Source organism: Lysinibacillus sp. OF-1 (genome assembly GCF_028356935.1).
Classification (GTDB): domain Bacteria; phylum Bacillota; class Bacilli; order Bacillales_A; family Planococcaceae; genus Lysinibacillus; species Lysinibacillus fusiformis_D.
This window is the reverse complement of sequence record NZ_CP102798.1, coordinates 2,937,980-2,963,104: the sequence shown is the minus strand read 5'-3', so window position 1 is coordinate 2,963,104 and position 25,125 is coordinate 2,937,980. Positions and strand designations below refer to the sequence as shown.

Genomic DNA, 25,125 nt, shown 5'->3' with positions numbered 1-25,125 from the left:
AAGCGTGAGGGAAAGTATAAAAAAAAGCAACCTTTCCTCAGAAAGTGCCGTCAAATAAATGATGTTTTACATAAGATTTCGTAAGTGCGTGCTTTTCTGTCATACCTTCGAATGGTATACTAAGTATCGTGTATTGAAATGATCAGAAGATGAGGAGGGGAATACATATGCGCAAAGCACCCGGAAAAAATCGCGCGGCGAGTGTTAAAGCAAAACATCATTCTAATTTAACATTTCGTATGAATATCCTTTTCTTTGCAATATTTATCGTATTTTCAATGTTAATTTTTAGACTGGGTTATATGCAAATCGTCAAAGGGGAAGAGTATGTACGACTTTTAGAGAGTAAAGAGGAAGTTCCTGTTAATACAAGTGTGCCAAGGGGCCGCATGTATGATCGTTACGGGCGTATTTTAGTCGATAATCACCCTGAAAATGCCATTACCTATACGAAAATGCAAACGACTACAACAGATGAAATGCTAAATATAGCTGAAAAGCTGGCGCAATTAATTGAACAACCAACAAAACGCGTCACATTGCGTGATAAACAAGATTTTTGGATTATCAAAAATCATGATGCGGCTTATGAAAAAGTGACAAAGGCAGAAGAAGCTGAAATTCGAGCGAAAGAAAATATTACGACAAGTCAAATCAATGCAGAGATTGATAAACTAGTACGTGAACGCATTACGAATGAAGAACTTTTGCAATTGTCAGAGAAAGATTTAGAAGTATTAGCAATCTTTAGAGAGATGACATCTGGTTATAATTTATCACCTCAAATTATAAAAAGTGAAAATGTCTCGGCAGAAGAATTTGCACGTGTCTCCGAGCGTTTAACGGAACTGCCAGGAGTTAACACAACGACAGATTGGAAACGCGTAAAATTATCTTCTCTATCGATTCTTGGTCGTACAACGGTCCCAACAAAAGGGATACCAAAAGAGAAGCTGAATTATTATTTAGCCCGTGATTATTCACGAAATGATCGAGTAGGGGAAAGTTATATCGAAGCTCAATATGAAGAGTTACTACAAGGTCAAAAAACAGTTGTCAAAAATATTACCAATAAAAAAGGGCAGGTCGTCGATACGGTGACAACCTATGAAGGTGAACCAGGTAAAGACTTAATCCTGTCAATGGATAGTGAGCTACAGGCGGAAACAGAGAAAATTTTGGAAGAAGAGCTGCTTAACCTAAAAGCACTCCCAGGCTCGTATTTATTAGATCGCGCCTTCTTAATCATGATGGACCCGAATACAGGGGATGTCCTATCCATGACTGGTAAGAAAATAGAAAAAAATCCTGAGACAGGGAAAAATGAAGTCATTGACTATGCATATGGATCATTTACAACAGCTTATGAGGCAGGTTCATCTGTAAAGGCAGCAACTGTTCTTACTGGATACAATCAAGGTGTTATATCGATGGGTACTTCTATGGGAGATGAGCCTATTGTATTAGCTGGTACAGACCCTAAAACGTCTATTTTTAACCGTAGTGGATATATTCCAATGGATGATTTAATGGCTTTAGAACGTTCTTCCAACTCCTATATGTTTAAGATTGCGTTGCTGCTTAATGGAACACCTTATAGCTATGGTATGCCATTACGCTTAAAGGACGATACGTTCCCCAGAATGCGTAATAATTATGCACAATTTGGTTTAGGTGTGAAAACAGGCATTGATTTACCAAATGAATTTAGTGGGGTGCGTGGTCCATCAGGTGCAACGATGGGAGGGAAAACGCTTGACTTGGCCATTGGTCAGTATGACACTTATACACCTCTGCAATTAGCACAATATATTTCAACAGTTGCCAATGGTGGCTATCGTATTCAGCCACATGTCGTGAAAGAGGTTCGTGATCCATCTCAAGATGGTAAACAATTAGGCCAGTTAGTAACAGAAGTAGGACCAACTATTTTGAATCAAATTGATAATTCCAAAGAAGAGATCGATTATGTAAAGCAAGGATTGCGTCGTGTATACACTGGTAAACACGGTACAGCACGAGCTCAATTTGCGGATATTCCATATACAGCTGCTGGGAAAACAGGGACAGCAGAGGTAGTTTATTATGGTCCATTACGAGAGTACTATGGTACAAACACGATTAACTTAACACATGTCGGTTTTGCACCATATGAAAACCCTGAAATTGCCTATGCAGTTGTTATCCCATGGGTTAATACAAACTTAGCTCCACACTACTATCAAAATAATGTCATTGCTAGACGTGCTTTAGACAAGTATTTTGAATTAAAAGCAAAATATCAAGCTGAAAAAGTGACAGATAGCAATGTAAAACAACCAATTTTACCTGCCGTTACACAAGAGAAAATTGGTGAGGATGAGCAACAATAAGAAAACCGCTAGGCATGAGAATGCCTAGCGGTTTCATGTTGTTGAAAAAAGGTAATGTCAACGGCATAATAAGCAATTTTGTAAGGCGAGGGGTTGATTTCCGTTCCGCCAGCGTCCTTTCCAGGGGGCGTCTGATGAGCCGCTTCACTCACTGCGTTCGCTCCAGGGTCTCCTCTGTGACGCTAAATCCCCTAGGAGTGACGCTGGCTCCACTCCAATCAACCATTCTGCAAAAGTGTCTTTTCCTGAACAAAATAGCCCATTATTTATAGTATAAGAGAGGATAGCCTCTTACTTTCAATGTGGAGAAGTGATGTGTGCCAACACCCCACCATAAAAGAGTAGTGAATACCTTCACTTTTTTGCTAAAAAGTGAACATTTTTATTTTATGGATTGGAGTGGAAGGCTACTTGACTCCCGTGGGAATAGCGAGACAGGCGAGCCCCTGCACGGAGGAAGCGGCTCGGCGCTCGCCCACAGGAAAGCAAGTAGCCTGCAACGGAAATCCTTTTTCACCTTTCACATAAATTCTATGGATGGTTTTGTTTTTCAACACTATGAAACCGCTAGGCATGAGAATGCCTAGCGGTTTTTTCTATTAAAGTAAGCAAGCTTTACACAGATAATTGCTGAATAGCCAATTCAAACTGCTCTCTTGGCTTTACCCCATAAAGCTCTATATTGTGATAGAAATAAGAAGCTATCATAAAATCGATCGCCTCCTGAAGTGAATATTCCCGATGTTCCATTACTAGTAATAGATAGGTTTTAAAATAATCGGCATTTTGTACTTTTGCATGTTTCATGACAAAGGTCAAACTCTCCTCATCCATTAGCCTCAACGTGATTGTCGCTGATTCTTCGTTTTTGCTCAGAAAACAATACGTCTAGATTTTTTCGTGCCTGCCATTTGTAACAATCGCCGGAAACTTTATTTCGATGCAGTGGACGTTTGAACACCTGCTAAAAAGCAAAACAAGTATTGATCTCCCGCGATTAAGGAGGGGGCCTTCAACACTGCATCAACATAAAATATTTCCTGACACAAGTGCTTATTATAGCATCTTTCCTATAGGAAGCAAGTAGAAGAAGACCCTCGCGCCTTAAGATAGTGAAATGAATGAGGGGGTGGTCTCTTTTCGTTAGGTGTCGAATCATCTACTCTCAGGACGCCATTTTACCGTGACGATTGTAAATGCGTCTTTACAATCGTTTACAAAGCATTACATTCATTTACATCTCTTTTACGAACCGTTTATACGATTTCAACAATCAGTCATTATAGTAAAGATTGTAAGACAAATAACTATAAAACAGTTCACGACGGAGGCAAATGAGATGAAAAAGTGGAAGTACTTAACGATGACAGCAGTAATGGGTTCTGCATTAATGCTAGGTGCATGTGGTAGCGATTCTGCACAAAATGGAAACAATGCAGAAACGAACGCACCAGCTAGTTCAGGACAAGAAGCTGCTGATGAAAAGCTACAAGGATCTGTAGCTGGAGATGGCTCATCAACAGTAGCACCAATCATTGAGGCAGTTGTTGAAGAGTATGCAGGCGCACAACCAGATGTCAAAGTATCAGTGGGGGTTTCTGGTACTGGTGGTGGTTTTGAAAAATTCATCGCAGGTGAAACAGACTTTTCAAATGCATCTCGTAATATAAAAGATGAAGAGAAATCGAAATTAGAAGAAGCGGGTATTGATTTTACAGAGCTAGCTTTAGCATATGACGGTTTATCTGTAGTGGTGAACCCAGAAAATGATTGGGCAAAGGATTTAACAGTAGAACAATTACAAAAAATTTGGGTTGAAGATGGAAAAGAGAAAAAATGGTCTGATATTGATCCATCATGGCCAGATGAAAAAATCGTTTACTATTCACCAGGTACTGATTCAGGCACATACGATTACTTCGATGAAGTCATTTTAGATGGTGCGGATCTAGTAAGCTCAGCAACATTATCAGAGGATGATAATATGCTAGTGCAAGGTGTAGCTGGTGACAAAAACGCAATCGGTTTCTTCGGCTATGCTTACTATCTTGAAAATAAAGATAAATTAAACATTGTCAAAGTAAATGGTGTTGAACCAACAAATGAAACAATAGAGGGTGGCGAATATACACCACTTTCACGCCCACTATTCACTTACGTGAAAAATAGTGCTATGAAAGATAATGAAGCAGCATATGACTTCATTCAATTTACACTTGAAAATGCAGGCGATATGGCTGAGGCAGTTGGCTATGTTCGTTTACCAGAAGAAAAATATACTGAAGGCTTAAAAACTTTAGAAGGCTTAAAATAAGTAGACATGCATAGAGGGAAAGAGATGTATGCTCTTTCCCTCACTTATTTGAAAGGAGCTCCCAATGGTTTCTCAAAAGGAAAATAAGACATCATCTGTGCAGCAATTAATTGCAAATTCTCGCAATCAAAAAACAAAGAAAATAGTGGAAAAAGCAATGCCAGCTCTATTATTTTCTGCCGCTATTATTTCGATTTTAACAACGTTTGGCATTGTTTTCACCCTTATTTTTGAAACGTTTGAGTTCTTTAAACGTGTGTCGATTACGGATTTCCTATTTGGGACAAAGTGGTTACCGTTTTCAGGGAATGAACCGTTATTTGGAATTTTGCCATTAATCGCAGGTACATTAAAAGTGACACTTATTGCAGTTGTAGTAGCCGTACCATTTGGAATTGCTTCAGCTATCTATTTAAGTGAATATGCAAGTGAGAAAACAAGACGTACAGTGAAACCGATTTTAGAGGTATTAGCCGGTGTACCAACAATCGTCTATGGTTTCTTTGCATTAACGTTTGTCACACCTGTTTTACAAGAAATTGTACCTGGACTCAAATTATTTAATGCATTAAGTCCTGGGATTGTTGTAGGTATCATGATTTTACCTATGATTACATCTCTATCAGAGGATGCGATGTCATCCGTACCAAATAGTATGCGTGAAGGAGCTTTAGCTCTAGGTGCGACGAAATTTGAGGTAGCTATTAAAGTAGTATTACCAGCTGCACTATCAGGAATTATTGCTTCAATCGTGTTAGCTATTTCCCGGGCAATTGGAGAAACAATGATTGTTTCACTTGCTGGAGGATCTACACCGAAATTTGATTTAAATGTAACGGATTCCATTCAAACAATGACGGCGTACATTGTACAAGTTTCAACAGGTGATGCAGGTTATGGTACAACAATCTACTACTCTATCTATTCAGTAGGATTTACATTATTTATCTTTACACTAATCATGAATTTACTTGCTCACTATATTTCGAAACGCTTCAGGGAGGTTTATTAGCATGCGCTATATGGATGACACGGTCGTCATGAAACGATTGACCAAGCGTATTACATTTAATAAAGTTTGGAAAACCTTATTTTTCTTAGCAACTATGTTTGCGCTTGTGACTTTAGCTATTTTGTTATATCGCATAGTGTCACAGGGAATTGGTTATTTAAATATCGATTTCTTAACTAATTTTGCATCACGATTTGCAGATAAGGCAGGGATTAAAGCTGCCTTAATTGGGTCACTGTGGTTAATGGCAGTTGTTGCGCCAGTATCTATTATTTTAGGTGTAGGTACTGCGATTTATTTAGAGGAGTATGCTAAGAAAAATAGAATTAACGACTTTATTCGAATGAACATATCGAATCTAGCAGGTGTACCTTCCATCGTTTTTGGATTACTTGGATTAACAATTTTTGTCCGTATGATGGGGCTAGGCAAAAGTATTTTAGCCGCAGGGTTTACGATGAGTTTATTAATATTGCCTGTTATCATTGTAGCTGCACAGGAGGCTATTCGTGCCGTACCAAATGAACAAAGAGAAGCATCATATGGTATGGGTGCAACGAAATGGCAAACCATTTTACGCGTGGTGCTACCAGCTGCCATTCCGGGTATTTTAACAGGAAGTATTTTAGCCATGTCTCGTGCCATTGGAGAAACAGCTCCACTTGTTGTCATCGGGATTCCAGTTATTCTACAGTTTTTACCGAATAGTTTATTGAGTCAATTCACTGCATTACCGATGCAAATTTATGATTGGGCAAAGCGACCACAAGAAGCCTTTCAGTATGTGGCGGCCGCAGGTATTTTAGTGCTTATGACGGTTCTGCTATTAATGAACTCTATTGCTATCTTTATACGAAATAAATTCCAAAAACGTTATTAATGAGGTGACCTTATGGTGCTAGATTTAAAAGAGGAAAAAACGATTGTCAAGTTGAATCAAATGGCAACTAAGTCTTCAGATGATAGAGCGAAGAATATTGTCTACGATACACGAAACTTAAATTTATGGTATGGTGATCACCATGGTTTAAAAGATATTAATTTAAGTATTTATGAAAATGAAGTAACGGCTATTATTGGGCCATCTGGCTGTGGTAAATCTACGTATCTAAAAACATTAAATAGAATGGTAGAACTTGTACCAAGCGTTCGAACATCAGGTGAAATCGTCTATCGTGAGCGAAATATTTTAGATAAAAGCTATACAGTAGAGGAATTAAGGACACGTGTAGGGATGGTGTTCCAAAAGCCGAACCCATTCCCAAAATCTATTTATGATAATATTGCCTATGGACCAAGAATCCATGGGATTAAAAATAAAAAGATTTTGGATGAGATTGTGGAGAAGTCACTAAGAGGGGCAGCGATTTGGGATGAGGTAAAAGATCGTTTAAATCAAAATGCCTATGGGTTATCGGGTGGTCAGCAACAGCGTATTTGTATTGCACGTTGCTTAGCGATTGAACCAGATGTCATCTTAATGGATGAGCCAACATCTGCTTTGGACCCAATTTCTACGTTGAAGGTGGAAGAGCTTGTGCAAGAGCTGAAAAAAGATTATTCCATCATCATCGTGACACATAATATGCAGCAAGCGGCTCGTATTTCTGATCGCACAGCATTCTTCCTAAGTGGAGAGGTTGTTGAATACGATAAAACAGATATTATTTTCCAAACACCAGCGGATCAACGCACAGAAGATTATATTTCAGGACGTTTCGGCTAAGGAGGAGCAATAGATGGTAGTTCGTGAGCGTTTTGAACAAGAGTTACAAGAGGTACAGGGTCAATTTATTGCCCTTGCCAACAGCAGTATTCTAGCGCTACAAACGGCTTTTGAAGCATTAGTAGAGCAGGACTTAGAAAAAGCCTTGAAAATTTTAGAAGATGATTTAGTCATTAATCGTCTTGAAGAGGAAATTAATGACCATGTGATTTTAATGATTGCTAAGCAACAACCAGTGGCAACAGATTTGCGTCGACTTATGGTCCTTGTAAAAGCAGCAGCAGATATGGAAAGAGTGGGCGACTATGCGGTTAATATTGCTAAGGAAGCGATTCGAATTGGCAAAGAACCAATAGTGTTTCCGATAACCAATCTACAAACGATGTGTAATAAAACAGTCGAAATGCTAGAGAGTATCATGAAGGCCTTTACAGAGGAAGATACGGTACGTGCCAAAGAAATCGCAGAATTAGATGATTATGTAGACGATTTATACGGGGCAACAATTACACTTTTACTTCGCGCGGGTGTAGAAAATCCTGCACATATTTCGCAGATAACCCATCTCACATTTATTTGCCGATATCTAGAACGCTCTGCCGATCATGCGACAAATATTGCAGAACATCTATTTTACTTAGTCAAAGGCAAGCATTATGAATTAAATAATTAATGAGGAAGAGCTACTTTTAGCTCTTCTTTTCTTTTGGATAAAAAAATTTTATGTAGCAGCAACATTGTCTTTTTCCCTAGCGTCTTTATAACGAGCACTATTGTATTGTCAAAAATTTTTTTTGGCTATACTATAGACATTATCCGAAAAATGTGATGCTTAGGAGGTGCTGCTACGTGAAAGATGCAATCGAAACATTCATTGAGCAATTTGACCAGCAGATGACAAACGAACAACTAGACTATTTACGTTTTCTCTATAAAAACTTACATTTAGAGGAGTTAAGTGAAGGAGAACAACATTATTTTATCGACTATTTTTTCAAGAGCGAGCCATTACGAAATATGGCAGCATTTGCACTAGAATTGGCAGATATTATGCATGAAATTCGAGAAAATATCCCTGCTATTGAAAAAGCTGAACGCTTAGCAAACGGCCATGAGCAATACCTATATTATGAACGAAAATGGTCAGAGCTGAGACGTCAAAAGCTCAAGCAACAGACAACAAAAAGTGGTAATATTTTTTATGTGCCATTTCATGAATATCAACAGGAACCTGGGCCTATGATTATTTGTTTAGAACAAACGACGGGGATGGCTGCTTACTCTGATCTTTGTAAAAGTATGATTTTACCGTTATTTATGAATGCTCATCGTGAAGGTCGCGATTTATATATTGTTCCATATGATCGTCAAATTCATGTTCACTATCGCTTTGAAAATGGTCATTTAAATTTAGCTGATTTTAAGAGTTTTATCGAATATAAGGCACAAGGAGAAGCCGCAATATTGCCTGTTTTACAGTTTGTTAAAGCATTACTACAGGAAAATCAACTCGATGCTGAAGCGGATGTCATTATTTTTACAGAAGGAACGCCTATTGATGGACAGCATCTCATAACTAAACAAGCAAGAACGATGCTAGAGGAAATGAAGCGGAAATACCATGCTGAATTTTCAGTAATCGCCATGCACGAACATAATTTTAATAAACAGCAGTTTTGGTTTGCCAATAAGGCTTTTTTTGCGGATGATGCTATACAATAAAAAAATAGGGGCTAACCGTTTCTGAAGGTTTGCTCCTTTTTGGTGGAGATACATAGGTTTTTTAAAGGAGAAATACATGGATTCATTACTTTGGTTATTACCTAAATTTACAGTCCCAACTTGGATGGATGTCTTGATTGCCGCCATTATTTGTTTAGTTGGTTGGCTTATTCAACGTTTCATCATAAAAAAAATCATTCATTGTGTAGTGACTTTTTTAAGAAATCGCCAGCGGAAATTCCAGGCGAATGTACTTGCCCAATTCAGTAAAGCAATTGGCTATGCATTTATGACGACAGTCATTGTCCTGAGTTTATCTTATTTAATAGAAGTTCCTTTATTTACGCATAGATCAACGAAAAATTTTGTATTGTCAATTCTGGTGTTTTTTGCGTTTAAAGGGATTTATGATGTGTTAAATTTTTATACGAAACAACCATTCGAATTAACGAGTGAAGAGGATCAGAATGTCTTATTACCGTTTTTTCTACGAATTGGTAAAGTAATCATTATGATTTTTGCTATGTTCACGATTGCTTCGTTTTGGGATTTTAACCTCAATGGCTTTTTAACAGGGATCGGTTTAACTGGTGTGGCGATTGCCTTTGGGATTCGTGATACTTTAGCACATGTATTTGGTGGTATGTCTGTCGCGTTGGATAATCCATTCCAAATAGGAGATTGGATCGCAACGGAAGATCAAAAAATTGAAGGCACAATTGAAGATATCAATCTGCGAAGTACCTTAATTCAAACAGGGGATAAGGGGCTTGTCTATGTGCCGAATTCCTATTTAGTCAACCGCCCTATTTATAATTTATCAAAACGAGAAAAACGGAAATGTGAGCAATTTATCTATGTAGCAGCCGAAAATGAGGAGGACCATTTACGTAGTGCTTTAACAGCCATTCATAAGGAAATTTATTTGCATGCCAAAACGGAGAAAGAGATGATCCATGTTTTTATTGATGAATTTCATCATGATTCATATCGTGTACTTGTTCGTTTCTTTATTGCTACAAATGATACAGCTGTTATGCTAGAAGTGCGTCAGGATATTTTATTTGCTATTCGTCAAATAATGGAGGAGTTATCCATTACGTTAGCTACCCCTTACGAGGATGACAGTCTACGAAATAAAAAATAAATTGAATTGTGAGATAGTTTGCATTACAATATAACTTACAAATCAGCGTTGATGAAGAGTAGTAGCTATTTAAATTTGTCATAGAGAGCTAGTGGTTGGTGGAAACTAGTACAAATGAATGGTGAATGGACTTCGGAGCTCTAATCCTGAACGACAGTAGGGATTAGCGTATGCCTACGTTATAAGGCTTCAAGAGGGTCTTCTAGATTGGAGACCAATGAAGGTGGCACCACGGCTTTTCCGTCCTTTTGTGATGGAAAGGCCTTTTTTTATCTTGATTCAGTCATGTTTTTGTCTGAAAGTGAAGCGTGAGGTGCAGAAATTTTCCTCTTGTGTAGGGGAGATAGATGCTTGTTTTACTTTTTTAGCAGATTCAAACACCCGCTGAAGCAAGAGAAAGCCCCTCCATCGGATGTCACAGATTTTGAAGAGATGCTATGTTAGTAACTTGAAAAAATCTGAACACACATACGCTGAGGAGGAGGCGATAGATAGGTGTAGAAGAGCAGAGAAGAGCTTAGAGAAGGAGAGAAGAGTATGACAGTTGAGCTTAGAAAGTATGCCATGAAAGTATTACAGGGGGATATGATGACCCCTATCTCTGTGTATCAATCACTGAGCGGGCAGCATAAAATGTTGTTCGAATCATCAGCCAAGCATGAGGAAAGTGGGCGATATTCCTTTATCGCCATCAATCCAGTGGCTGAATTGAAAGGGAACAAGGAAGAATTCATCTTTTCAAGAGGAATGGAAAAGGACACAATTAGTGGGAATGTGCTCGATCAATTAAAGCAAGTTATGCCATTTCATGAGGAGCACTATCCATTCGCCTTTTTTGGTGGGATCATAGGTTTCTTTGGCTATGAAACAGCTTTTTATACAGAAAAAATCGGAAACTATTTACAGGATGATTTAGCCATGCCTGATGTGCATGTTTTTTTCTATGATACCTTTATTGTTTTTGATCATGTAACACAGGAAATCACACTAGCCTCGATTGATCTATTTCAGGAGGGGCGTTCAATAGAGGAGATGGAGGCTGCTATTGCGACAATAGAGCAACAGCTTTGTGCAGGTACGACCTTTGAGGCATTGAAGGTAGATGAACTACATTTTACACCAATGATGACAAAGGGGCGATTTGTTTCTTTGGTGGAACGTGCTAAGCAGCATATTTTAAGAGGAGATATTTTTCAAATCGTATTATCACAACGCTTTTCAGCACCGTTCACAGGTTCACCATTCTCACTTTATCGTCAATTACGCACATCGAATCCGTCACCCTATATGTTCTATATGGATTTTGGATCCTATGTTATTTTAGGAACATCTCCGGAAAGTCTGGTAAAGGTAAAAAATCGTCAGGTGACAACCAATCCAATAGCTGGTACAAAGCCGCGTGGCGCGACAACAGAACAGGATGAAGCAATTGCAAATGCTCTATTAGCAGATGAAAAGGAAATAGCGGAGCATCGTATGTTAGTAGATTTAGGTCGCAATGATCTTGGACGCATTGCCAAAGTCGGTTCTGTAAAGCTAATGAAATACATGAATATTGAACGGTATAAATATGTGATGCATATGGTGTCAGAGGTAATGGCAGAATTACGAGACGACCTCCATGTTCTGGATGTACTGCGTGCTTGTCTACCAGCTGGGACTGTGTCAGGAGCACCTAAAATTCGAGCCATGCAACTGATTAATGAATTGGAACCAGTGAAGCGGGGCGTGTACGCGGGAGCGGTGGGCTATATTTCAACAACAGGTGATATGGACTTAGCACTCGCTATTCGGACAATGCTCATTAAGGATCAAAAAGCCCATGTACAGGCAGGGGCGGGAATTGTTTATGACTCCATCCCATTGTCGGAATACGAGGAAACGCTCAATAAAGCCCGTGCGCTATTGGAGGTCAAAAAATGATTTTATTAATCGATAATTATGATTCCTTTACTTATAACCTATTTCAACAAATCAGCGTGCTGGGAAAAAACGTTAAAGTCGTGCGAAATGATGCTATTACAATAGAAGAAATTCAAGAAATGTCGCCTGAAGCCATCATTTTATCTCCTGGACCAGGAACACCTGCTGAAGCAGGTATCACGGTAGCTGTCATCAAGGAACTGTATCAAAAGTTTCCCATTTTAGGCATATGCCTTGGCCATCAATCGATTGGGCAGGCTTTTGGCTCCAATATTGTGCAGGCCCAAAATATTATGCATGGAAAGCTGTCACCATTACAATACGAGCAAACAGGTTTATTTAAGCGAATAAAGGGTGATATTGAAGTAATGCGTTATCATTCTTTAATTATTGAAGCAAGGACATTGCATAAGGATTTTAACATAATTGCAACAGCCGGTGATGATGGGGAGATTATGGCCATTCAACATAAGAATTATCCTCTTTATGGTCTGCAGTTTCACCCAGAATCAATCGGCACAAAAGAAGGCAATATCATGATGCAAGCCTTTCTCGATAGTATAGCGTAATGGCCGCAAAAAAGCTGTCGTCTAATGTGACGACAGCTTTTTAGGTTACTGCTTTTTGCCTGTAATTAACTTAGCAATTTCTTCTAAAGACATGGAAGAATTGACTTCATAGGAGCCGATTTGTAAGCTGCGGGCATATTTTGCGTTAGCGAGTAGTAACTCCATTTCAACACTATTGGTAATAATGCCGCCGTCTTCAAGCTTTTGTGCCACAATATAGGGTGTGATTCCACTGTATAATTGCAATGTCATCTTTGTCACATCACCGTTTGTTTCTTCAACGGCTTGTTCATCAGAATCTGTCGTAGACGTTTCTTCTGTTGTATGTACTGGCTTTAATTGTCCCTTTAACGAGGCAATTTCTTGGTTGGCCTTGTTTAGCTTATCTTGCAGTTGTTCTACCTGTTGCAGATTGCCAGCTTCTTTAGTAGGGAGACCAATATTTACATCAAAGCGACTGGAGAGTGCTAGCAAAGCTCCGACAAGAAAAATGGCAATGCCAAATGCGCGGATGGCGGACTTGTTCATCACTTATCGACCTCCATTTGCAATGACTTGACGAACTTGCTCTTCTGTTAAATTAGAACGAATACTGATATCAGCTACAGAAAGACCTTGTTTATTTAATTCGAGCACCTGACTAACAATAATTTGATGAATCGGTTTGACTTGGGTTGTCGTTTGTGCAATTTTTGACGCTTGTGCAGCCTGTTGAACAGCTTGCATGACTTGTTGAACTTTAGGGTTTTGTCCTTTTTGACTCGGAGCTGATGTTGATTTCACTTGGAATTCAGGTTCTAATAAAAGTTCTTCCTCGACAATTTTTAGGCGACGCTTTAAATTATTTGTTTCTTGGAAGATCGAGATGGATAATTCTTCGACATCTTTTTCGATTTTTTTCGAGCTATTTTTGAAAAAGAACGATAGGATGATTAAAATTATGCCGATACTCATTAGTAAGATGGATAAATCCAATAGTTTCACCTCAATGTAGTATGTAATTATAAGATATTTTACCATATGCAAACTTAATATGAAATGAAGGTAGATTTTTTTTCAGTTTATGTTATAATAGGTTAGTCGTATAAATCATGCTCAAATTTTAATTCTTGATATAGAGTGGGAGGGTTAATGATGCGCGTAAACATTACTTTAGCTTGCACAGATTGCGGCGAACGTAACTACATTTCTAAAAAGAACAAGCGTAACAATCCAGAGCGTCTTGAACTTAAAAAATATTGCTCTCGCGAGAAGAAATACACTCTTCACCGTGAAACTAAGTAATCGCTCATTAAGCCAAAACCACAAGTGGTTTTGGCTTTCTACATTTTATGAAATCATTTCGGGTATAAGGATACGAAGTATGATGATATAGGAGGTAGCCTGGATGGATAAAACAACATTACGAAATAAGATGCGACAAGCTCTTGCGACAATGACTGATGAAGCTTATCAATATCAATCATTAGCTATCGTAAAAAAGGTGCTACAGGAATCATATATAATAGAAGCAAATATAATTGGCATGACCATTTCAAATAAGCCAGAAGTCGACACCATTCTTTTAATTGAAGAATTATGGCGACTTGGTAAAAAGGTCGCTGTTCCGAAATGTCATCCAAAAACAAGAGCAATGTCATTTTACATTATTGATTCATTTGCCCAGCTTGAAACTGTATATATGCATTTGCGTGAGCCTATTCCAGCAAGATGTGAGTTAGTTGACGCAAATGACATGGATGTCATCCTTGTGCCTGGCGTTGTTTTTGACCGTAATGGCTATCGAATCGGCTATGGCGGTGGTTATTATGACCGCTATGTATTAAACTATAAAAAAGGGAAGCTGATGTCGCTGCTCTTTGATGAGCAAATCATTGATTGTGTCCCAGCCGAGGAGCATGATTGCCCAGTAGACATCATTATGACACCGACAGAACGTATTGATTGTCTAGCACAACGAGGAGCGAGCGAAAATGGATAAAATGTTAGATATTTATGAACTTTTGAAAACATATGGTACTTTTATTTATACACGTGATCCCATTGGCGATTTGATGTTAATGGAGGATGAAATACGTGAGCTCTATAAAGCAAATGTACTAGACATAAAAGACTATCAAATGGCATTGTTACTCATTCGACAAGAAACAACAAAACTTCGTATGGAAGAAAATAAAAAGTAATGTTTAAAATATAATGTAATGGAGTATTGTGAAAATAATGTAACAAGTATGTAATATTCTTAAAAACAGTGGATTTCCGCTGTTTTTATGTTTTTAAGAAACTTTTTACATTCCAAAACGTATATATAGATGTCTGGTGCATAAAAAGAGCGCGGAGAAAAAAATTTCCAAAAGATATGTGTTGATTATCTGTTAAAAAAGGATTAAGATATATTTTGTTTCCGTAACAAAATGTAAAAAATTATTATTTTTTTGTAAGGAAGTAGGGAGGATGTTAGGAATGAAATCAATAAAGTGGCCTAAACATTCATTTATGATACTAGCAATTATAGCAACATGGATCAAAACGGTCATTGTTTACCACACAAGCTTTGAGATGAAAATTGAAAATGCAATGCAACAATTTATTTTGTTTATTAATCCATTAAGCTTCTTGCTATTTACGTATGGTTTATCACTATTCTTTAAATCAGCAAAAGCTAGAAATCGTTATCTGATTACGGTCAGCGTTATTTTATCCATTGTTTTATACGGAAATGTAGCGTTCTATCGATTCTACAATGACTTTATTACGCTACCAGTATTATTCCAAACAAGTAATTTCAGTGACTTAGGAACATCAGTAGCAGCCATTGTTGAGCCATGGGATGTATTATATTTCGTTGATGTCGTTATTTTAATCTTAGCGAATAAATTTTTACCGAAAATGAAAGAAGCATTTAAAGTGAATATTGAATTCCGACGTGCATTTTTTGTATTAGCAGTCGCAATTTCATTTTTAAACTTAGGATTAGCTGAAACAGAGCGTCCACAATTATTAACACGTAGTTTTGACCGCGAATTATTAGTAAAAAATATTGGTACGTACAATTACCATTTGTATGATATTTATATTCAAACTAAATCATCTGCTCAGCGTGCATTAGCGGATGGCAGTGAATTAGTTGAAGTAAACAACTATGTGCGTTCTAATCAGGCTGCCGTTAACCCAGAGATGTTTGGGAAATATAAAGGTCGCAACTTAATTGTTGTGTCGATGGAGTCTTTACAAAACTTTGTCATCAATAATGATATGAATGGTCATGAAATTACGCCATTCTTAAACTCTTTAACAAAAGATAAAGATACGTATTATTTCAGTAACTTCTATCACCAAACAGGCTTAGGAAAAACATCTGACTCAGAGTTTATTGTTGAAAACTCATTGTTTGGATTAGGTCGTGGTGCTGTATTCTTCACGCATGGTGGAAATACGTATAATTCAATGGCTGAACGCCTTGGAGAAAATGGCTACTTTACAAATGTCATGCACCCGAATAATAAATCATTCTGGAACCGTGATATCATGTATCAATCGTTAAAAATTAATAAATTCTACGATATAGATTCATATACGGTTGAAGAAGGGCAAGCTGTCAACTGGGGTATGAAAGATACACCATTCTTAGAGCAATCTGCTGCTTTAATGAAAGACATGCCACAGCCATTCTATTCAAGATTAATTACGTTAACGAACCACTATCCATTCACTTTGGATCCTGAAGATATTATGATTCCTGAATATGATTCAAATTCAGGTACATTAAATCGTTACTTCCAGACAGTACGTTATATGGATGAAGCTTTAAAAGACTTCTTCCAAGAGTTAAAAGATCAAGGTGTTTATGATAACTCTATTATCGTAATGTATGGAGACCATTATGGTATTTCTGAAAACCATAATAAAGCGATGGCACAATATTTAGGAAAAGAACAAATTACACCAATGGACAATGCATTGCTTCAAGAAGTGCCTTTATTCATCCATATCCCAGGATCTGACGATGGTAAAGAAATGACAGAGATTTCAGGACAAATGGATTTACGTCCAACAATCTTACATCTTCTTGGCGTTGAAACGTCAAAAGACATGCAAATGGGTGCAGATTTATTCTCTCCAGAGCATGAGGATTTTGTTGTCTTCCGTGATGGACGCTTTATAACAGATAAATATGTTTATGCTGGAGAAGCTTGCTATGACAAAGCAACTGGTGAAGAAATAGATGGTGAGCCATGCCAGTCATATGCTGATCGTGCGACAATGGAGCTGGAAAATTCCGATGCTATCATAAATGGAGACCTGCTACGTTTCTATGATGAAAAGACAGGTAATTTAAAACAGGATTCCGTCAAATAACAAAAGAGAGATCTCAAGTTGAGGTCTCTCTTTTCTTTTTTGATTGACAAATTACTATAAGCAATTATAATAAATTTAAATATCTGCATAACGAAGATTTGTTTTTGCATTTCGGAGTATAAGAGTGAAAGGCATGGAAAAGAACGAGTAGCTTTAATCGAACTGACAGAGAGTAGCCGGTTGCTGAGAGGCGCAAGGGATATTAAAGTGAATACATCTTGGAGCTGCGTACCGAAATTTTAGTAGGCTACGACGGGGTTGCATCCGTAATCATTGCAAAAGTATCGCTATGGCTGTACTTATTGAGGAGGGCTGTGTGAATAGCTCTCGAAAAAAGGTGGTAACACGTTCATGAACGTCCTTAGGATTAGTCCTAAGGGCTTTTTTTATGCCTTTACAGCCCAAGTGTTTATCTTGATTTGGCCGTCCTCTTACGCTGAGGCGTAGTTGATTAGTGAACTCTTATAGAGCTTGCAATATTAATATTTAATATTACAAGGAGATGTTTCATATGTTTTTAACACCAAAAGAGCAATTAGCGATAATTAAGAAGGGTGCTCATCAAATCGTTGATGAGCAGGAATTACTCGAAAAATTAGAGCGATCCTATAAGGAGCAGAAGCCTTTAATCATTAAGTTAGGGCTTGATCCGTCCGCCCCGGATATTCATTTAGGGCATGCAGTCGTTCTACGGAAAATAAAGCAAATGCAGGATTTAGGGCATCAGGCGGTCATTGTTATCGGTGATTTTACAGGGCGTATTGGTGATCCAACGGGTAAAGCAAAAGGCCGTGTCGCGTTAAGTGATGACATGGTCAAGCAAAACGCTAAAACATACTGTGAGCAAATTTTTAAAGTGATAGATATGAATAAGACAACTATTCGTTTCAATAGTGAATGGTTAGCAAAGCTGTCATTTGAAGAAGTCATTCAGCTGGCAGCCACGACATCCGTTGCTCGACTGTTAGAACGTGAGGACTTTCAAAAACGGTACCGTCAGCAAATACCAATTGGCATCCACGAATTTTTCTACCCGCTTATGCAAGCATATGATTCGGTAGAGCTACAGGCCGATATTGAATTAGGGGGAACAGATCAAACATTCAATATTTTAATGGGCCGCACCTTACAAAAGCAACGGCGGTTAGAAAAACAAATTGCCATTTTTATGCCATTACTCGAAGGTTTAGATGGCATTGAAAAAATGAGTAAGAGCCTTGGCAATTATATTGGTGTCAGTGAAGCGCCAGAGGTCATGTTTAAAAAGGTAATGGAAGTACCAGATGCCTTACTCATCAAATATTTTGAACTAGCAACAGATGAGCATCCACTACAAGTGCAAACCATTCAAGATAGACTGCAAATGGGAGAGAATCCCCGTGATGTAAAATTACAGTTAGCAGAAATTATAACGGCCTTATACCATGGGACTACAGCAATGGAGGAAGCTAAATCCTATTTCCAAGCTGCATTTCAAAGAAAGGAAATACCAAAAAATATTCCTATACTGCTCCTAGAAATTGATAAGGAAAGAATAGTGGATATTATCCCACAACTAGTGGCAATGGATTATATTCATAGTAAGAGTGAATTTCTGCGGTTAATCAAGCAAAATGGAGTATCCTTGAATGGAGAAAAAATAGTGATGGATGATTTATCACTTGTACTAATGAATGATGATGTCATTCAAATTGGTAAGAAACGATTTCTTAAATTAAATAAATAATAAATACAAAAAAAGAGCAATCTCCAGGGAGACTGCTCCTTTTTGTCTGAATTTTAGTGTAATTGTGGTGGATACCCACTGTGAACAATCGTCATGATGACGAACCATCCAAATACAGCGGCACTTAATAAGTTGAAAACAACGCTTAATAGGTTCTTTTCTTTAATTGCTTGGAATGTACCAACTACAGCTAAAATCGCTACTAGACCAAAAATAACCATTAATAAGTTCATTAAAAATAGACACTCCTTTCGACATCAGAAAATGAATGTCGCAAACAATATTCCTCCTTAATTGTAAACGTTCTGTTTGTTTTTGTCGAGAACTAAAATAGCGTAAACTATGAACATTTATCGTCAAATTGTGGCAAAGCCTGTATAATAGAAAGTTGAGGTGATCACTATGATGAACGTACGAAGTTATTCTCTTGGACCTGTTCAAACGAATTGCTATATCGTATCGAATAAAGAAAAAGAATGTATTATATTTGATCCAGGTGAGGAAGCAGAGCGTCTTATTAAAACAATTCGTAGCAATGGCTTAAAACCACTTGCTATCTTTTTAACACATGCCCATTTTGATCATATAGGGGCTGTAGATGCTGTACGCGAAGTGTTTGATATTCCTGTATGGATTCATGAAAAGGAAGTTAGCTGGCTAGGAGATCCAACGAAGAATGGCTCTAGTAAATATGCTGCATTACCAGATTATAGGGTAGCAGCACCAGCGCAAGACACAATTATTAAAGAAGAACAGCTATTTGAGATCAGTAATTTTGCTTTCCAAGCTGTTTTTACGCCTGGACATTCACCTGGTAGTATTTCTTATGTTTTTGATAATGACGGTTTTGCCATTGTTGGAGATACGTTATTTGAACAAGGTGTGGGACGTACAGATTTAGTAGGTGGCTCAACAAAAGTATTATTAGCATCCATTCATCACAAATTGTTGACATTACCCGAGGATACTATTATTTATCCTGGACACGGAAATTATACAACAGTAGGCGCAGAAATGGAGACAAATCCTTTCTTAAATGGATTTTAAAAAGGAATAACCAAAGCGCATAAAAAAGCGTATCTCAGCATTGTGAGATACGCGATTTTTTTTGTATTAATGACCGCCACCAGGTACGTGAATGAATGTTGTATAGTACGTGAAGCCAGCGAAGAATACAGTTAAATATGCTCCGAAAATGTACATGTACATACGTTCTGAAAGGTTTAAGAAGCCTAATAATAAGAATAAACCTGTATTACCTAAGAATAATAGCGATACCTCGTTCATACCACCAAGGTAGAACATAACGGCAAAAATACCTGTCCAGAATGCCATAACTTTATACATATTATCCATGAAGATTTCCCCTCCTTTTGCCCACGACACAATAATCTCTTACTCATTATAAATGATATGAAAGGTGTCTGTAAACTGGAACTTCTCCGTCTTTGTGACAAACAAATGGATTTTTAATCTAGCTTTCGATTTCTGTCACGTTTATTTCATATTTACATAAATCGCAATTATGTATCATACTTTCAATTTGCACAAATTCATTGTTCGTAAACAATGCATCTAATTGACCTTTTAAATAGGATTCATGTAATGAACAAACAATATCAGAATGCGAAGTAAGTTGCTCCTGGAAAGGACAATTGAAGATGGAGAAGGTCACTTTTTTGCCATGTTCGGTTTGTTGAATTTGTGGAATATAGCCAATTAAAGCGGCATTGTCCGTTAACAGCTGAAGCTTTTCATCGAAGGATAGAGAATTATTTAATGTTAATTCAGCGCTGATATAATTTTTCATTTGCTGGTATCCGTCTTGGTAGCTAATTTCTTGGCACTTCGTTAAGGCAGATGGTCCAATGTCTTCAATTAATTGGATCGTCCATTTTAATAAACGATCTTCATCGCGTCTTGGAAATGTTAGAGATACGCCTTTCTCTGAAGCTTTATAAACACGTCCAGGTCTACCACCTTTGCCTGTTTTGACATAGTCCGCAGAAATAATATTGATTTCTGAAAGCTTTGTTAAATGAAGCCGAGCAACGTTTGGATGGATGCCGAATTGATCAGCAATATGTTGTACTGTGACTGTTTTTTTCTCTTGCAATATGTACTCATAAATAGAGTACCTTGTTTCATCGGCTAATGTACTAGTAATTTTCAATGGATGGATCATGCGCTTCACCTCTTTAAATTTTTTTAAAAAATTATGTTCGCCTACCAAGTGTTAGGAAAATAATCATGTTCATTCTATTATATTGTATTATTGAAAAAGGTACAGTTCATTTCGGCATAAATATTAATTTTTTCATGCATTTATCTTCTTTTTTAGTGGGAAACTGCACTTTATCCACATTTTTATAGCAAAAAACATGATTGACAGGAAAATGTACAACAAATTTTTATTTTCAGAAAAGGGCTTTTCTCGTGGCATTTTCCTCTTTATACTAGGAAATAACGAATAGAGCGGTCATATTCGAATGAACTAGAAGTGAGGTGCATATATGCAGAATTTTGAAACAGTTGTCGAACAAAAATGTGAGCAACTTTTACTAAAGGCCTATCATTTTGGTGCATCCGATTTATTACTCGTTCCAGGTAATAAAAGATATCAGGTTTATTTTCGAAAATATGATAAGCTACTCCAAGCTGGTGAGCTCCCAAATGAACTTGCAGAAAGAATGATTTCCTACTATAAATTTCTTGCGGCATTAGATATCAGTGAACGACGAAAACCTCAAAGCGGCTCCTTTCAAAAAGCAATGGAACACAATCCATACGCCTTTCGAGTATCCACACTGCCTTCCGTCTTTTTAAAAGAAAGCCTGATTATCCGTTTACTTCTCCAAAATCATACATTCCCACTAACGTCATTAAGCTATTCCAAAAGTGCAGCACACAATTTAATGGAGCTTGTGCAACATCGTCAAGGTCTTCTGTTTTTTACAGGCGCAACAGGCTCTGGCAAATCTACATCACTCTATTCCTTAATCCACTATTGTTCCACAGAATTAAATCGGCATGTGATTTCTTTAGAAGATCCTGTAGAAAATAGCCAAGCAAATTTACTTCAAATTCAAGTGAACGAGCGAGCGGGCGTTACATATGCTATGGGACTAAAAGCCATTTTACGTCACTCTCCTGATGTTATCATGATTGGTGAAATTCGAGATAAAGAGACAGCAAAAATTGCTATCCAAGCTGCCTTAACAGGACACTTAGTTGTCTCAACCATTCATGCAAAAGATACCATTCGTTGCCTGTATCGTTTAATGGACTTAGATGTGTCGATAGAGGAGCTTCATCAAACGATTATCGGTATTGTGGCACAAATACTTGTTCAGACTTCAGCAGTACAAGATGAGCGCCGTGCGGTATATGAAATTTTACAGGATGTTCATTTAACAAGAGCCATTTCTGCGATTAAAGAAAAGGTCAACTATGAACTCCCTTATGAATTAACATTAATGGGACAAAAAGAATTAGTGGAGAGCTTTTATGCACCTACAAACATATATCCATAATGTTTTGCTTTATTATAGTAGGGCGACAAAATGGCGAGTAAGGGAGCAGGCACAATTTTTTAATCGATTATGTGTGTTAATGCAAGAAGGATATTTATTTCCTCAGGCCATTTCAATGCTATTGCCTCATCATATAAAGGCGCATGAAGATATGCAGCAGCAAATTGATGAAAAACTGAAGCAAGGGGAAGGGGTTGCAGGGATACTTGAAACTTTACAGCTGAGCAAGCATTATTTAATGGCCATCAAGGTAGCAGAAAATAATGGACATATGATAGAAGCTTTACAAGGTGTAGCTAAGCAAATAAAGGTAAGTGAAATGACCAAGAAAAAGCTCATAAAGCTGCTGATCTATCCTGTCACGCTGATCGTATTTTTGCTGTTATTATTTTTGGTGTTTCGTACCATCTTTTTACCAAACATCGAAAGACTGGTAGCCGGCCGAACCGCAGAAACAGAAACAAGTATTACGTTGTCCACTACGTTATTACATGTTCCTGATGTAGTCATCCTCACCATTTTCATCGCAACAGGCAGTTTATTTATTGTTCGTCTCTATCTCAATCGACAGCCTACTGCACATCAACTCACCATCCTATTCAAGATTCCTTTTATTCAACGCTATATGCGACTGATATTAACAAGACAGTTTGCTGCTTATTTAGGAAGCTTACTGCAAAGTGGATTTTCATTACAAGCCAGCCTCCAACTTTTAGAAGAGCAACAACTTCAACCTTTTCTGCAAATTCTTTCGCAGCGCATAAAAGAAAGAGTTATTTTTGGAGAGTCACTAACACTTGCCGTAATGAGACTAGCTGTTTTTCAAAAGGATTTTCCTGTTTTTGTAGAGCACGGTGAGCAAAGCGGCTATTTAGGAAAAGAATTAGTGTTGTATAGCGAATTATTACTGGAAAAACAGGAACAACTTCTGCAAAAAGTATTAGCATTTGTACAACCAACCTTCTTTATCCTCATAGCAGTCTGTATAGTAGCTGCCTATGTCAGTTTATTATTACCCATCTATCACATGATTGAATTAGTTTAGGAGGGAAAAGATGAAACGTATCAACGAACAAGCAGGGTTCACTTTAATCGAGATGCTAATTGTTTTATTAATCATTTCAATCCTTATTTTAATTACGATTCCAAATGTTACGAAGCATTTCGCTACCATTGATGAGAAGGGCTGTAAGGCTTATATATCTATGGTACAAGGGCAGGTCGAGGCCTATCGAGTAGATTTTATGACCTATCCAACATTAGATGATCTAGTGGTGAAAGGCTATTTAAAAGAACATGAAACGACTTGCCCAAATAAAGCCGAAATAGTCATCACGAATGAGGGAGAGGTACGACTAGTCAATGCAGATTTGGAAACAGGGTCAAATAGCTGATGAACATAATAAAAATGGTGGTTTTACAATTCTTGAAATACTGATTGTTTTGTTTCTTGTTATGAGTTTAACAGCGATTGTTAGTAAATTTTCATTCAAAATAGCAGAAGCAAAGGAATTGGAACGATTTTTTACGCAAATGCAACTAGATATTCAGTATATTCAAACCTATAGCATGAATGAACGGCAATATATAGCAATGAAAATAATAAGTCCCAGTAATCGTTATGTTATTCAAAAAGATTTTTATACCATTTTATATGAACGTCCTTTTCCAAAAGGAGTGGAGTTTTTGAACGCAGAAAGTTCTATTCATACACTTAGTTATAATACTAAAGGAAATGTTATGTCAGCTGGAACCATTGCCTTTAAAACCCCTCAAGGAAAGAAAAAGGTCGTTATTACATTAGGACGAGGGAGAGCTAGAGTTGAATGAGTCAGGCTATTCTTTTGTAGAAACCATTTTAGCTATGGGGATTTTAACAATATTGTGTATGTCGTTAATACCGCTTACCTATACGATGAAGACGAATCTTACAAATAAAAAACTAGAACTCATCGCAGCTGAAACTGCCTATGAAGGTTTAAAGCAATATCAGGCAGTACAGCAAACAGAAGGCTCTAGGACCATTGAACAAGTAGAGTATCATTGGGAATTTGATGGACAACAAATTTGTGTCCGTTTTCAAAACATGCGTGAACTGCGCCAAAAATGTATACAAGATACAGGTGAAGTCCGTGAATGACAAAGGCTATACATTAATAGAAGCCATATTTCAATTGGTTGTTTTTGTGCTTGTATCTCAACTTTTTGTTCTTATTATGCTGTGGTTTGCTGAAATGAAATCAACCATGCTAACAGATGAACAAACAAAGTGGGAGCTATTTGTTTATGATGTAAATCATTCTCTACAGAATGTCTCTGCGTTTGCTATTCGGGAAGATCGAAAAAGAGTGAGCTTTCAAACTGCAAATACAATCCATCATATTGATTGCTATCCTAATATTATTCGTGAGCAAATAAATGGTGGACATGTTCCCATGCTAATCGGAATTAATAAATGCCAATTTAATTATACAGAAAACATGCTGACGGTAGCTGTTGAAATGACTAGCGGTATTCAAAAGGAGCGAAGCTTCTATGTGCCAATTATTGAAAAATGACAGAGGGGCTATTTTTTTGATCGCAATTGCATTATTATTTTTTGTAACTACTTTTGTTCTTGCGTATTGTATGTCTTATGAAATGCAGTTTCGGACATATGATGGGCTAGAAAAATTAAATGTTCAAACTACGATAAATTTATTAGGACAAATTTTGTCAGACA

28 protein-coding genes and 2 other annotated features are annotated in these 25,125 nt (G+C 37.4%); of the genes, 22 read left to right on the top strand and 6 right to left on the bottom strand.

The window, feature by feature from the left end; translation table 11 throughout:
* Nucleotides 1–167: 167 nt before the first annotated feature.
* Nucleotides 168–2,372: a peptidoglycan D,D-transpeptidase FtsI family protein gene (locus tag NV349_RS14380; protein ID WP_058844799.1), complete on the top strand. Its 2,205-nt coding sequence runs from the start codon at nt 168–170 to the stop codon at nt 2,370–2,372.
* Nucleotides 2,373–2,987: 615 nt separating this feature from the next.
* On the opposite strand, the gene NV349_RS14375 is transcribed toward NV349_RS14380, so the two are convergent.
* On the bottom strand, nt 2,988–3,179 hold the full coding sequence (locus NV349_RS14375; protein WP_058844127.1) for a hypothetical protein: 192 nt from the start codon (nt 3,177–3,179) through the stop codon (nt 2,988–2,990).
* A gap of 532 nt (nt 3,180–3,711) precedes the next feature.
* Between NV349_RS14375 and NV349_RS14370 the strand changes: the two genes are divergently transcribed.
* The 9 genes from NV349_RS14370 to NV349_RS14330 all read left to right on the top strand — a co-directional run bounded on the left by NV349_RS14370 (nt 3,712) and on the right by NV349_RS14330 (nt 12,785).
* Nucleotides 3,712–4,686, top strand: a complete 975-nt coding sequence (locus NV349_RS14370; RefSeq protein WP_036120305.1) for a PstS family phosphate ABC transporter substrate-binding protein — start codon at nt 3,712–3,714, stop codon at nt 4,684–4,686.
* A 64-nt stretch (nt 4,687–4,750) separates the two neighbouring features.
* Nucleotides 4,751–5,698, top strand: coding sequence for a phosphate ABC transporter permease subunit PstC (pstC, locus tag NV349_RS14365; RefSeq protein WP_036120302.1), 948 nt, complete (start codon nt 4,751–4,753; stop codon nt 5,696–5,698).
* Between the two features lies 1 nt (nt 5,699).
* On the top strand, nt 5,700–6,578 hold the full coding sequence (gene pstA, locus NV349_RS14360; protein ID WP_036120300.1) for a phosphate ABC transporter permease PstA: 879 nt from the start codon (nt 5,700–5,702) through the stop codon (nt 6,576–6,578).
* A gap of 60 nt (nt 6,579–6,638) precedes the next feature.
* Nucleotides 6,639–7,424, top strand: a complete 786-nt coding sequence (pstB, locus tag NV349_RS14355) for a phosphate ABC transporter ATP-binding protein PstB (RefSeq protein WP_231745038.1) — start codon at nt 6,639–6,641, stop codon at nt 7,422–7,424.
* 13 nt (nt 7,425–7,437) lie between these two features.
* Entirely contained in the window at nt 7,438–8,097 is a 660-nt protein-coding gene (gene phoU, locus NV349_RS14350; protein WP_036120292.1) for a phosphate signaling complex protein PhoU, read from the top strand.
* A 176-nt stretch (nt 8,098–8,273) separates the two neighbouring features.
* Nucleotides 8,274–9,146 carry a vWA domain-containing protein gene (locus NV349_RS14345; protein ID WP_271910328.1) on the top strand — a complete coding sequence of 291 codons (873 nt, stop codon included), beginning with the start codon at nt 8,274–8,276 and terminating at the stop codon, nt 9,144–9,146.
* 76 nt (nt 9,147–9,222) lie between these two features.
* Nucleotides 9,223–10,293 carry a mechanosensitive ion channel family protein gene (locus tag NV349_RS14340; protein ID WP_271910326.1) on the top strand — a complete coding sequence of 357 codons (1,071 nt, stop codon included), beginning with the start codon at nt 9,223–9,225 and terminating at the stop codon, nt 10,291–10,293.
* A gap of 39 nt (nt 10,294–10,332) precedes the next feature.
* Nucleotides 10,333–10,544 (top strand) — a binding site (T-box leader).
* Nucleotides 10,545–10,830: 286 nt separating this feature from the next.
* Nucleotides 10,831–12,216 (top strand): anthranilate synthase component I, encoded by a 1,386-nt coding sequence (gene trpE, locus NV349_RS14335; protein WP_271910324.1) that lies wholly within the window; start codon nt 10,831–10,833, stop codon nt 12,214–12,216.
* Nucleotides 12,213–12,785, top strand: coding sequence for an anthranilate synthase component II (locus tag NV349_RS14330; protein WP_271910322.1), 573 nt, complete (start codon nt 12,213–12,215; stop codon nt 12,783–12,785). The genes trpE and NV349_RS14330 overlap by 4 nt, the downstream gene beginning before the upstream one ends.
* A 45-nt stretch (nt 12,786–12,830) precedes the next feature.
* On the opposite strand, the gene NV349_RS14325 is transcribed toward NV349_RS14330, so the two are convergent.
* Both NV349_RS14325 and NV349_RS14320 read right to left on the bottom strand, forming a co-directional pair.
* Nucleotides 12,831–13,313, bottom strand: coding sequence for a hypothetical protein (locus NV349_RS14325; RefSeq protein WP_036120279.1), 483 nt, complete (start codon nt 13,311–13,313; stop codon nt 12,831–12,833).
* A gap of 3 nt (nt 13,314–13,316) precedes the next feature.
* A complete protein-coding gene (locus NV349_RS14320; protein ID WP_308221987.1) occupies nt 13,317–13,769 on the bottom strand; it encodes a hypothetical protein in 453 nt (150 codons plus the stop codon).
* 150 nt (nt 13,770–13,919) lie between these two features.
* Here NV349_RS14320 and rpmG point away from each other — a divergent pair, with 150 nt between their 5' ends.
* From rpmG to tyrS, 5 genes are all read left to right on the top strand, one after another.
* On the top strand, nt 13,920–14,069 hold the full coding sequence (gene rpmG / locus NV349_RS14315; RefSeq protein ID WP_008408521.1) for a 50S ribosomal protein L33: 150 nt from the start codon (nt 13,920–13,922) through the stop codon (nt 14,067–14,069).
* A 103-nt stretch (nt 14,070–14,172) separates the two neighbouring features.
* Nucleotides 14,173–14,766, top strand: a complete 594-nt coding sequence (locus NV349_RS14310; RefSeq protein WP_036120249.1) for a 5-formyltetrahydrofolate cyclo-ligase — start codon at nt 14,173–14,175, stop codon at nt 14,764–14,766.
* On the top strand, nt 14,759–14,968 hold the full coding sequence (locus NV349_RS14305) for a YqgQ family protein (protein ID WP_036120247.1): 210 nt from the start codon (nt 14,759–14,761) through the stop codon (nt 14,966–14,968). Before NV349_RS14310 ends, NV349_RS14305 begins: the two co-directional genes overlap by 8 nt.
* A 280-nt stretch (nt 14,969–15,248) precedes the next feature.
* A complete protein-coding gene (locus NV349_RS14300; protein WP_271910317.1) occupies nt 15,249–17,144 on the top strand; it encodes an LTA synthase family protein in 1,896 nt (631 codons plus the stop codon).
* Between the two features lie 125 nt (nt 17,145–17,269).
* Nucleotides 17,270–17,510: a binding site (T-box leader), on the top strand.
* A gap of 145 nt (nt 17,511–17,655) precedes the next feature.
* Complete coding sequence (gene tyrS / locus NV349_RS14295; RefSeq protein ID WP_058844131.1) at nt 17,656–18,870, top strand: tyrosine--tRNA ligase; 1,215 nt, start codon at nt 17,656–17,658, stop codon at nt 18,868–18,870.
* Between the two features lie 53 nt (nt 18,871–18,923).
* Here tyrS and NV349_RS14290 read toward each other — a convergent pair whose 3' ends face one another.
* A complete protein-coding gene (locus tag NV349_RS14290) occupies nt 18,924–19,103 on the bottom strand; it encodes a DUF2759 domain-containing protein (protein ID WP_036120238.1) in 180 nt (59 codons plus the stop codon).
* A 169-nt stretch (nt 19,104–19,272) separates the two neighbouring features.
* Here NV349_RS14290 and NV349_RS14285 point away from each other — a divergent pair, with 169 nt between their 5' ends.
* Nucleotides 19,273–19,917 carry an MBL fold metallo-hydrolase gene (locus NV349_RS14285; protein ID WP_058844132.1) on the top strand — a complete coding sequence of 215 codons (645 nt, stop codon included), beginning with the start codon at nt 19,273–19,275 and terminating at the stop codon, nt 19,915–19,917.
* Between the two features lie 66 nt (nt 19,918–19,983).
* Here NV349_RS14285 and NV349_RS14280 read toward each other — a convergent pair whose 3' ends face one another.
* Together NV349_RS14280 and NV349_RS14275 are read right to left on the bottom strand one after the other, a co-directional pair.
* Nucleotides 19,984–20,226: a DUF2626 family protein gene (locus tag NV349_RS14280; RefSeq protein ID WP_004231035.1), complete on the bottom strand. Its 243-nt coding sequence runs from the start codon at nt 20,224–20,226 to the stop codon at nt 19,984–19,986.
* 118 nt (nt 20,227–20,344) lie between these two features.
* A complete protein-coding gene (locus NV349_RS14275) occupies nt 20,345–21,055 on the bottom strand; it encodes a helix-turn-helix transcriptional regulator (protein ID WP_036120229.1) in 711 nt (236 codons plus the stop codon).
* 328 nt (nt 21,056–21,383) lie between these two features.
* Here NV349_RS14275 and comGA point away from each other — a divergent pair, with 328 nt between their 5' ends.
* The 6 genes from comGA to comGF are packed head-to-tail and all read left to right on the top strand — an operon-like array spanning nt 21,384 to nt 24,961.
* Nucleotides 21,384–22,403, top strand: a complete 1,020-nt coding sequence (gene comGA / locus NV349_RS14270; RefSeq protein WP_036120226.1) for a competence type IV pilus ATPase ComGA — start codon at nt 21,384–21,386, stop codon at nt 22,401–22,403.
* The gene (gene comGB / locus NV349_RS14265; protein ID WP_036120223.1) at nt 22,378–23,448 is read left to right on the top strand and encodes a competence type IV pilus assembly protein ComGB; all 1,071 of its coding nucleotides are present in this window, start codon (nt 22,378–22,380) and stop codon (nt 23,446–23,448) included. The genes comGA and comGB overlap by 26 nt, the downstream gene beginning before the upstream one ends.
* A gap of 10 nt (nt 23,449–23,458) precedes the next feature.
* Nucleotides 23,459–23,797, top strand: coding sequence for a competence type IV pilus major pilin ComGC (comGC, locus tag NV349_RS14260; protein ID WP_271910316.1), 339 nt, complete (start codon nt 23,459–23,461; stop codon nt 23,795–23,797).
* Nucleotides 23,766–24,233: a competence type IV pilus minor pilin ComGD gene (comGD, locus tag NV349_RS14255; protein WP_051891606.1), complete on the top strand. Its 468-nt coding sequence runs from the start codon at nt 23,766–23,768 to the stop codon at nt 24,231–24,233. Before comGC ends, comGD begins: the two co-directional genes overlap by 32 nt.
* Nucleotides 24,226–24,543 carry a type II secretion system protein gene (locus NV349_RS14250; protein WP_036120217.1) on the top strand — a complete coding sequence of 106 codons (318 nt, stop codon included), beginning with the start codon at nt 24,226–24,228 and terminating at the stop codon, nt 24,541–24,543. Before comGD ends, NV349_RS14250 begins: the two co-directional genes overlap by 8 nt.
* Nucleotides 24,536–24,961 (top strand): competence type IV pilus minor pilin ComGF, encoded by a 426-nt coding sequence (comGF, locus tag NV349_RS14245; protein WP_036120216.1) that lies wholly within the window; start codon nt 24,536–24,538, stop codon nt 24,959–24,961. Before NV349_RS14250 ends, comGF begins: the two co-directional genes overlap by 8 nt.
* The last annotated feature ends 164 nt before the right edge of the window (nt 24,962–25,125 follow it).

Excerpts from the sequence above, each read along its gene's own strand:
- NV349_RS14380 (WP_058844799.1), top strand. The coding sequence starts at position 168 with ATGCGCAAAGCACCCGGAAAAAATCGCGCGGCGAGTGTTAAAGCAAAA.
- NV349_RS14375 (WP_058844127.1), bottom strand. The coding sequence starts at position 3,179 with ATGAAACATGCAAAAGTACAAAATGCCGATTATTTTAAAACCTATCTA.
- NV349_RS14370 (WP_036120305.1), top strand. The coding sequence starts at position 3,712 with ATGAAAAAGTGGAAGTACTTAACGATGACAGCAGTAATGGGTTCTGCA.
- pstC (WP_036120302.1), top strand. The coding sequence starts at position 4,751 with ATGGTTTCTCAAAAGGAAAATAAGACATCATCTGTGCAGCAATTAATT.
- pstA (WP_036120300.1), top strand. The coding sequence starts at position 5,700 with ATGCGCTATATGGATGACACGGTCGTCATGAAACGATTGACCAAGCGT.
- pstB (WP_231745038.1), top strand. The coding sequence starts at position 6,639 with ATGGCAACTAAGTCTTCAGATGATAGAGCGAAGAATATTGTCTACGAT.
- phoU (WP_036120292.1), top strand. The coding sequence starts at position 7,438 with ATGGTAGTTCGTGAGCGTTTTGAACAAGAGTTACAAGAGGTACAGGGT.
- NV349_RS14340 (WP_271910326.1), top strand. The coding sequence starts at position 9,223 with ATGGATTCATTACTTTGGTTATTACCTAAATTTACAGTCCCAACTTGG.
- trpE (WP_271910324.1), top strand. The coding sequence starts at position 10,831 with ATGACAGTTGAGCTTAGAAAGTATGCCATGAAAGTATTACAGGGGGAT.
- NV349_RS14330 (WP_271910322.1), top strand. The coding sequence starts at position 12,213 with ATGATTTTATTAATCGATAATTATGATTCCTTTACTTATAACCTATTT.
- NV349_RS14325 (WP_036120279.1), bottom strand. The coding sequence starts at position 13,313 with ATGAACAAGTCCGCCATCCGCGCATTTGGCATTGCCATTTTTCTTGTC.
- rpmG (WP_008408521.1), top strand. The coding sequence starts at position 13,920 with ATGCGCGTAAACATTACTTTAGCTTGCACAGATTGCGGCGAACGTAAC.
- NV349_RS14310 (WP_036120249.1), top strand. The coding sequence starts at position 14,173 with ATGGATAAAACAACATTACGAAATAAGATGCGACAAGCTCTTGCGACA.
- NV349_RS14305 (WP_036120247.1), top strand. The coding sequence starts at position 14,759 with ATGGATAAAATGTTAGATATTTATGAACTTTTGAAAACATATGGTACT.
- NV349_RS14300 (WP_271910317.1), top strand. The coding sequence starts at position 15,249 with ATGAAATCAATAAAGTGGCCTAAACATTCATTTATGATACTAGCAATT.
- tyrS (WP_058844131.1), top strand. The coding sequence starts at position 17,656 with ATGTTTTTAACACCAAAAGAGCAATTAGCGATAATTAAGAAGGGTGCT.
- NV349_RS14290 (WP_036120238.1), bottom strand. The coding sequence starts at position 19,103 with ATGAACTTATTAATGGTTATTTTTGGTCTAGTAGCGATTTTAGCTGTA.
- NV349_RS14285 (WP_058844132.1), top strand. The coding sequence starts at position 19,273 with ATGATGAACGTACGAAGTTATTCTCTTGGACCTGTTCAAACGAATTGC.
- NV349_RS14280 (WP_004231035.1), bottom strand. The coding sequence starts at position 20,226 with ATGGATAATATGTATAAAGTTATGGCATTCTGGACAGGTATTTTTGCC.
- NV349_RS14275 (WP_036120229.1), bottom strand. The coding sequence starts at position 21,055 with ATGATCCATCCATTGAAAATTACTAGTACATTAGCCGATGAAACAAGG.
- comGA (WP_036120226.1), top strand. The coding sequence starts at position 21,384 with ATGCAGAATTTTGAAACAGTTGTCGAACAAAAATGTGAGCAACTTTTA.
- comGB (WP_036120223.1), top strand. The coding sequence starts at position 22,378 with ATGCACCTACAAACATATATCCATAATGTTTTGCTTTATTATAGTAGG.
- comGC (WP_271910316.1), top strand. The coding sequence starts at position 23,459 with ATGAAACGTATCAACGAACAAGCAGGGTTCACTTTAATCGAGATGCTA.
- comGD (WP_051891606.1), top strand. The coding sequence starts at position 23,766 with ATGCAGATTTGGAAACAGGGTCAAATAGCTGATGAACATAATAAAAAT.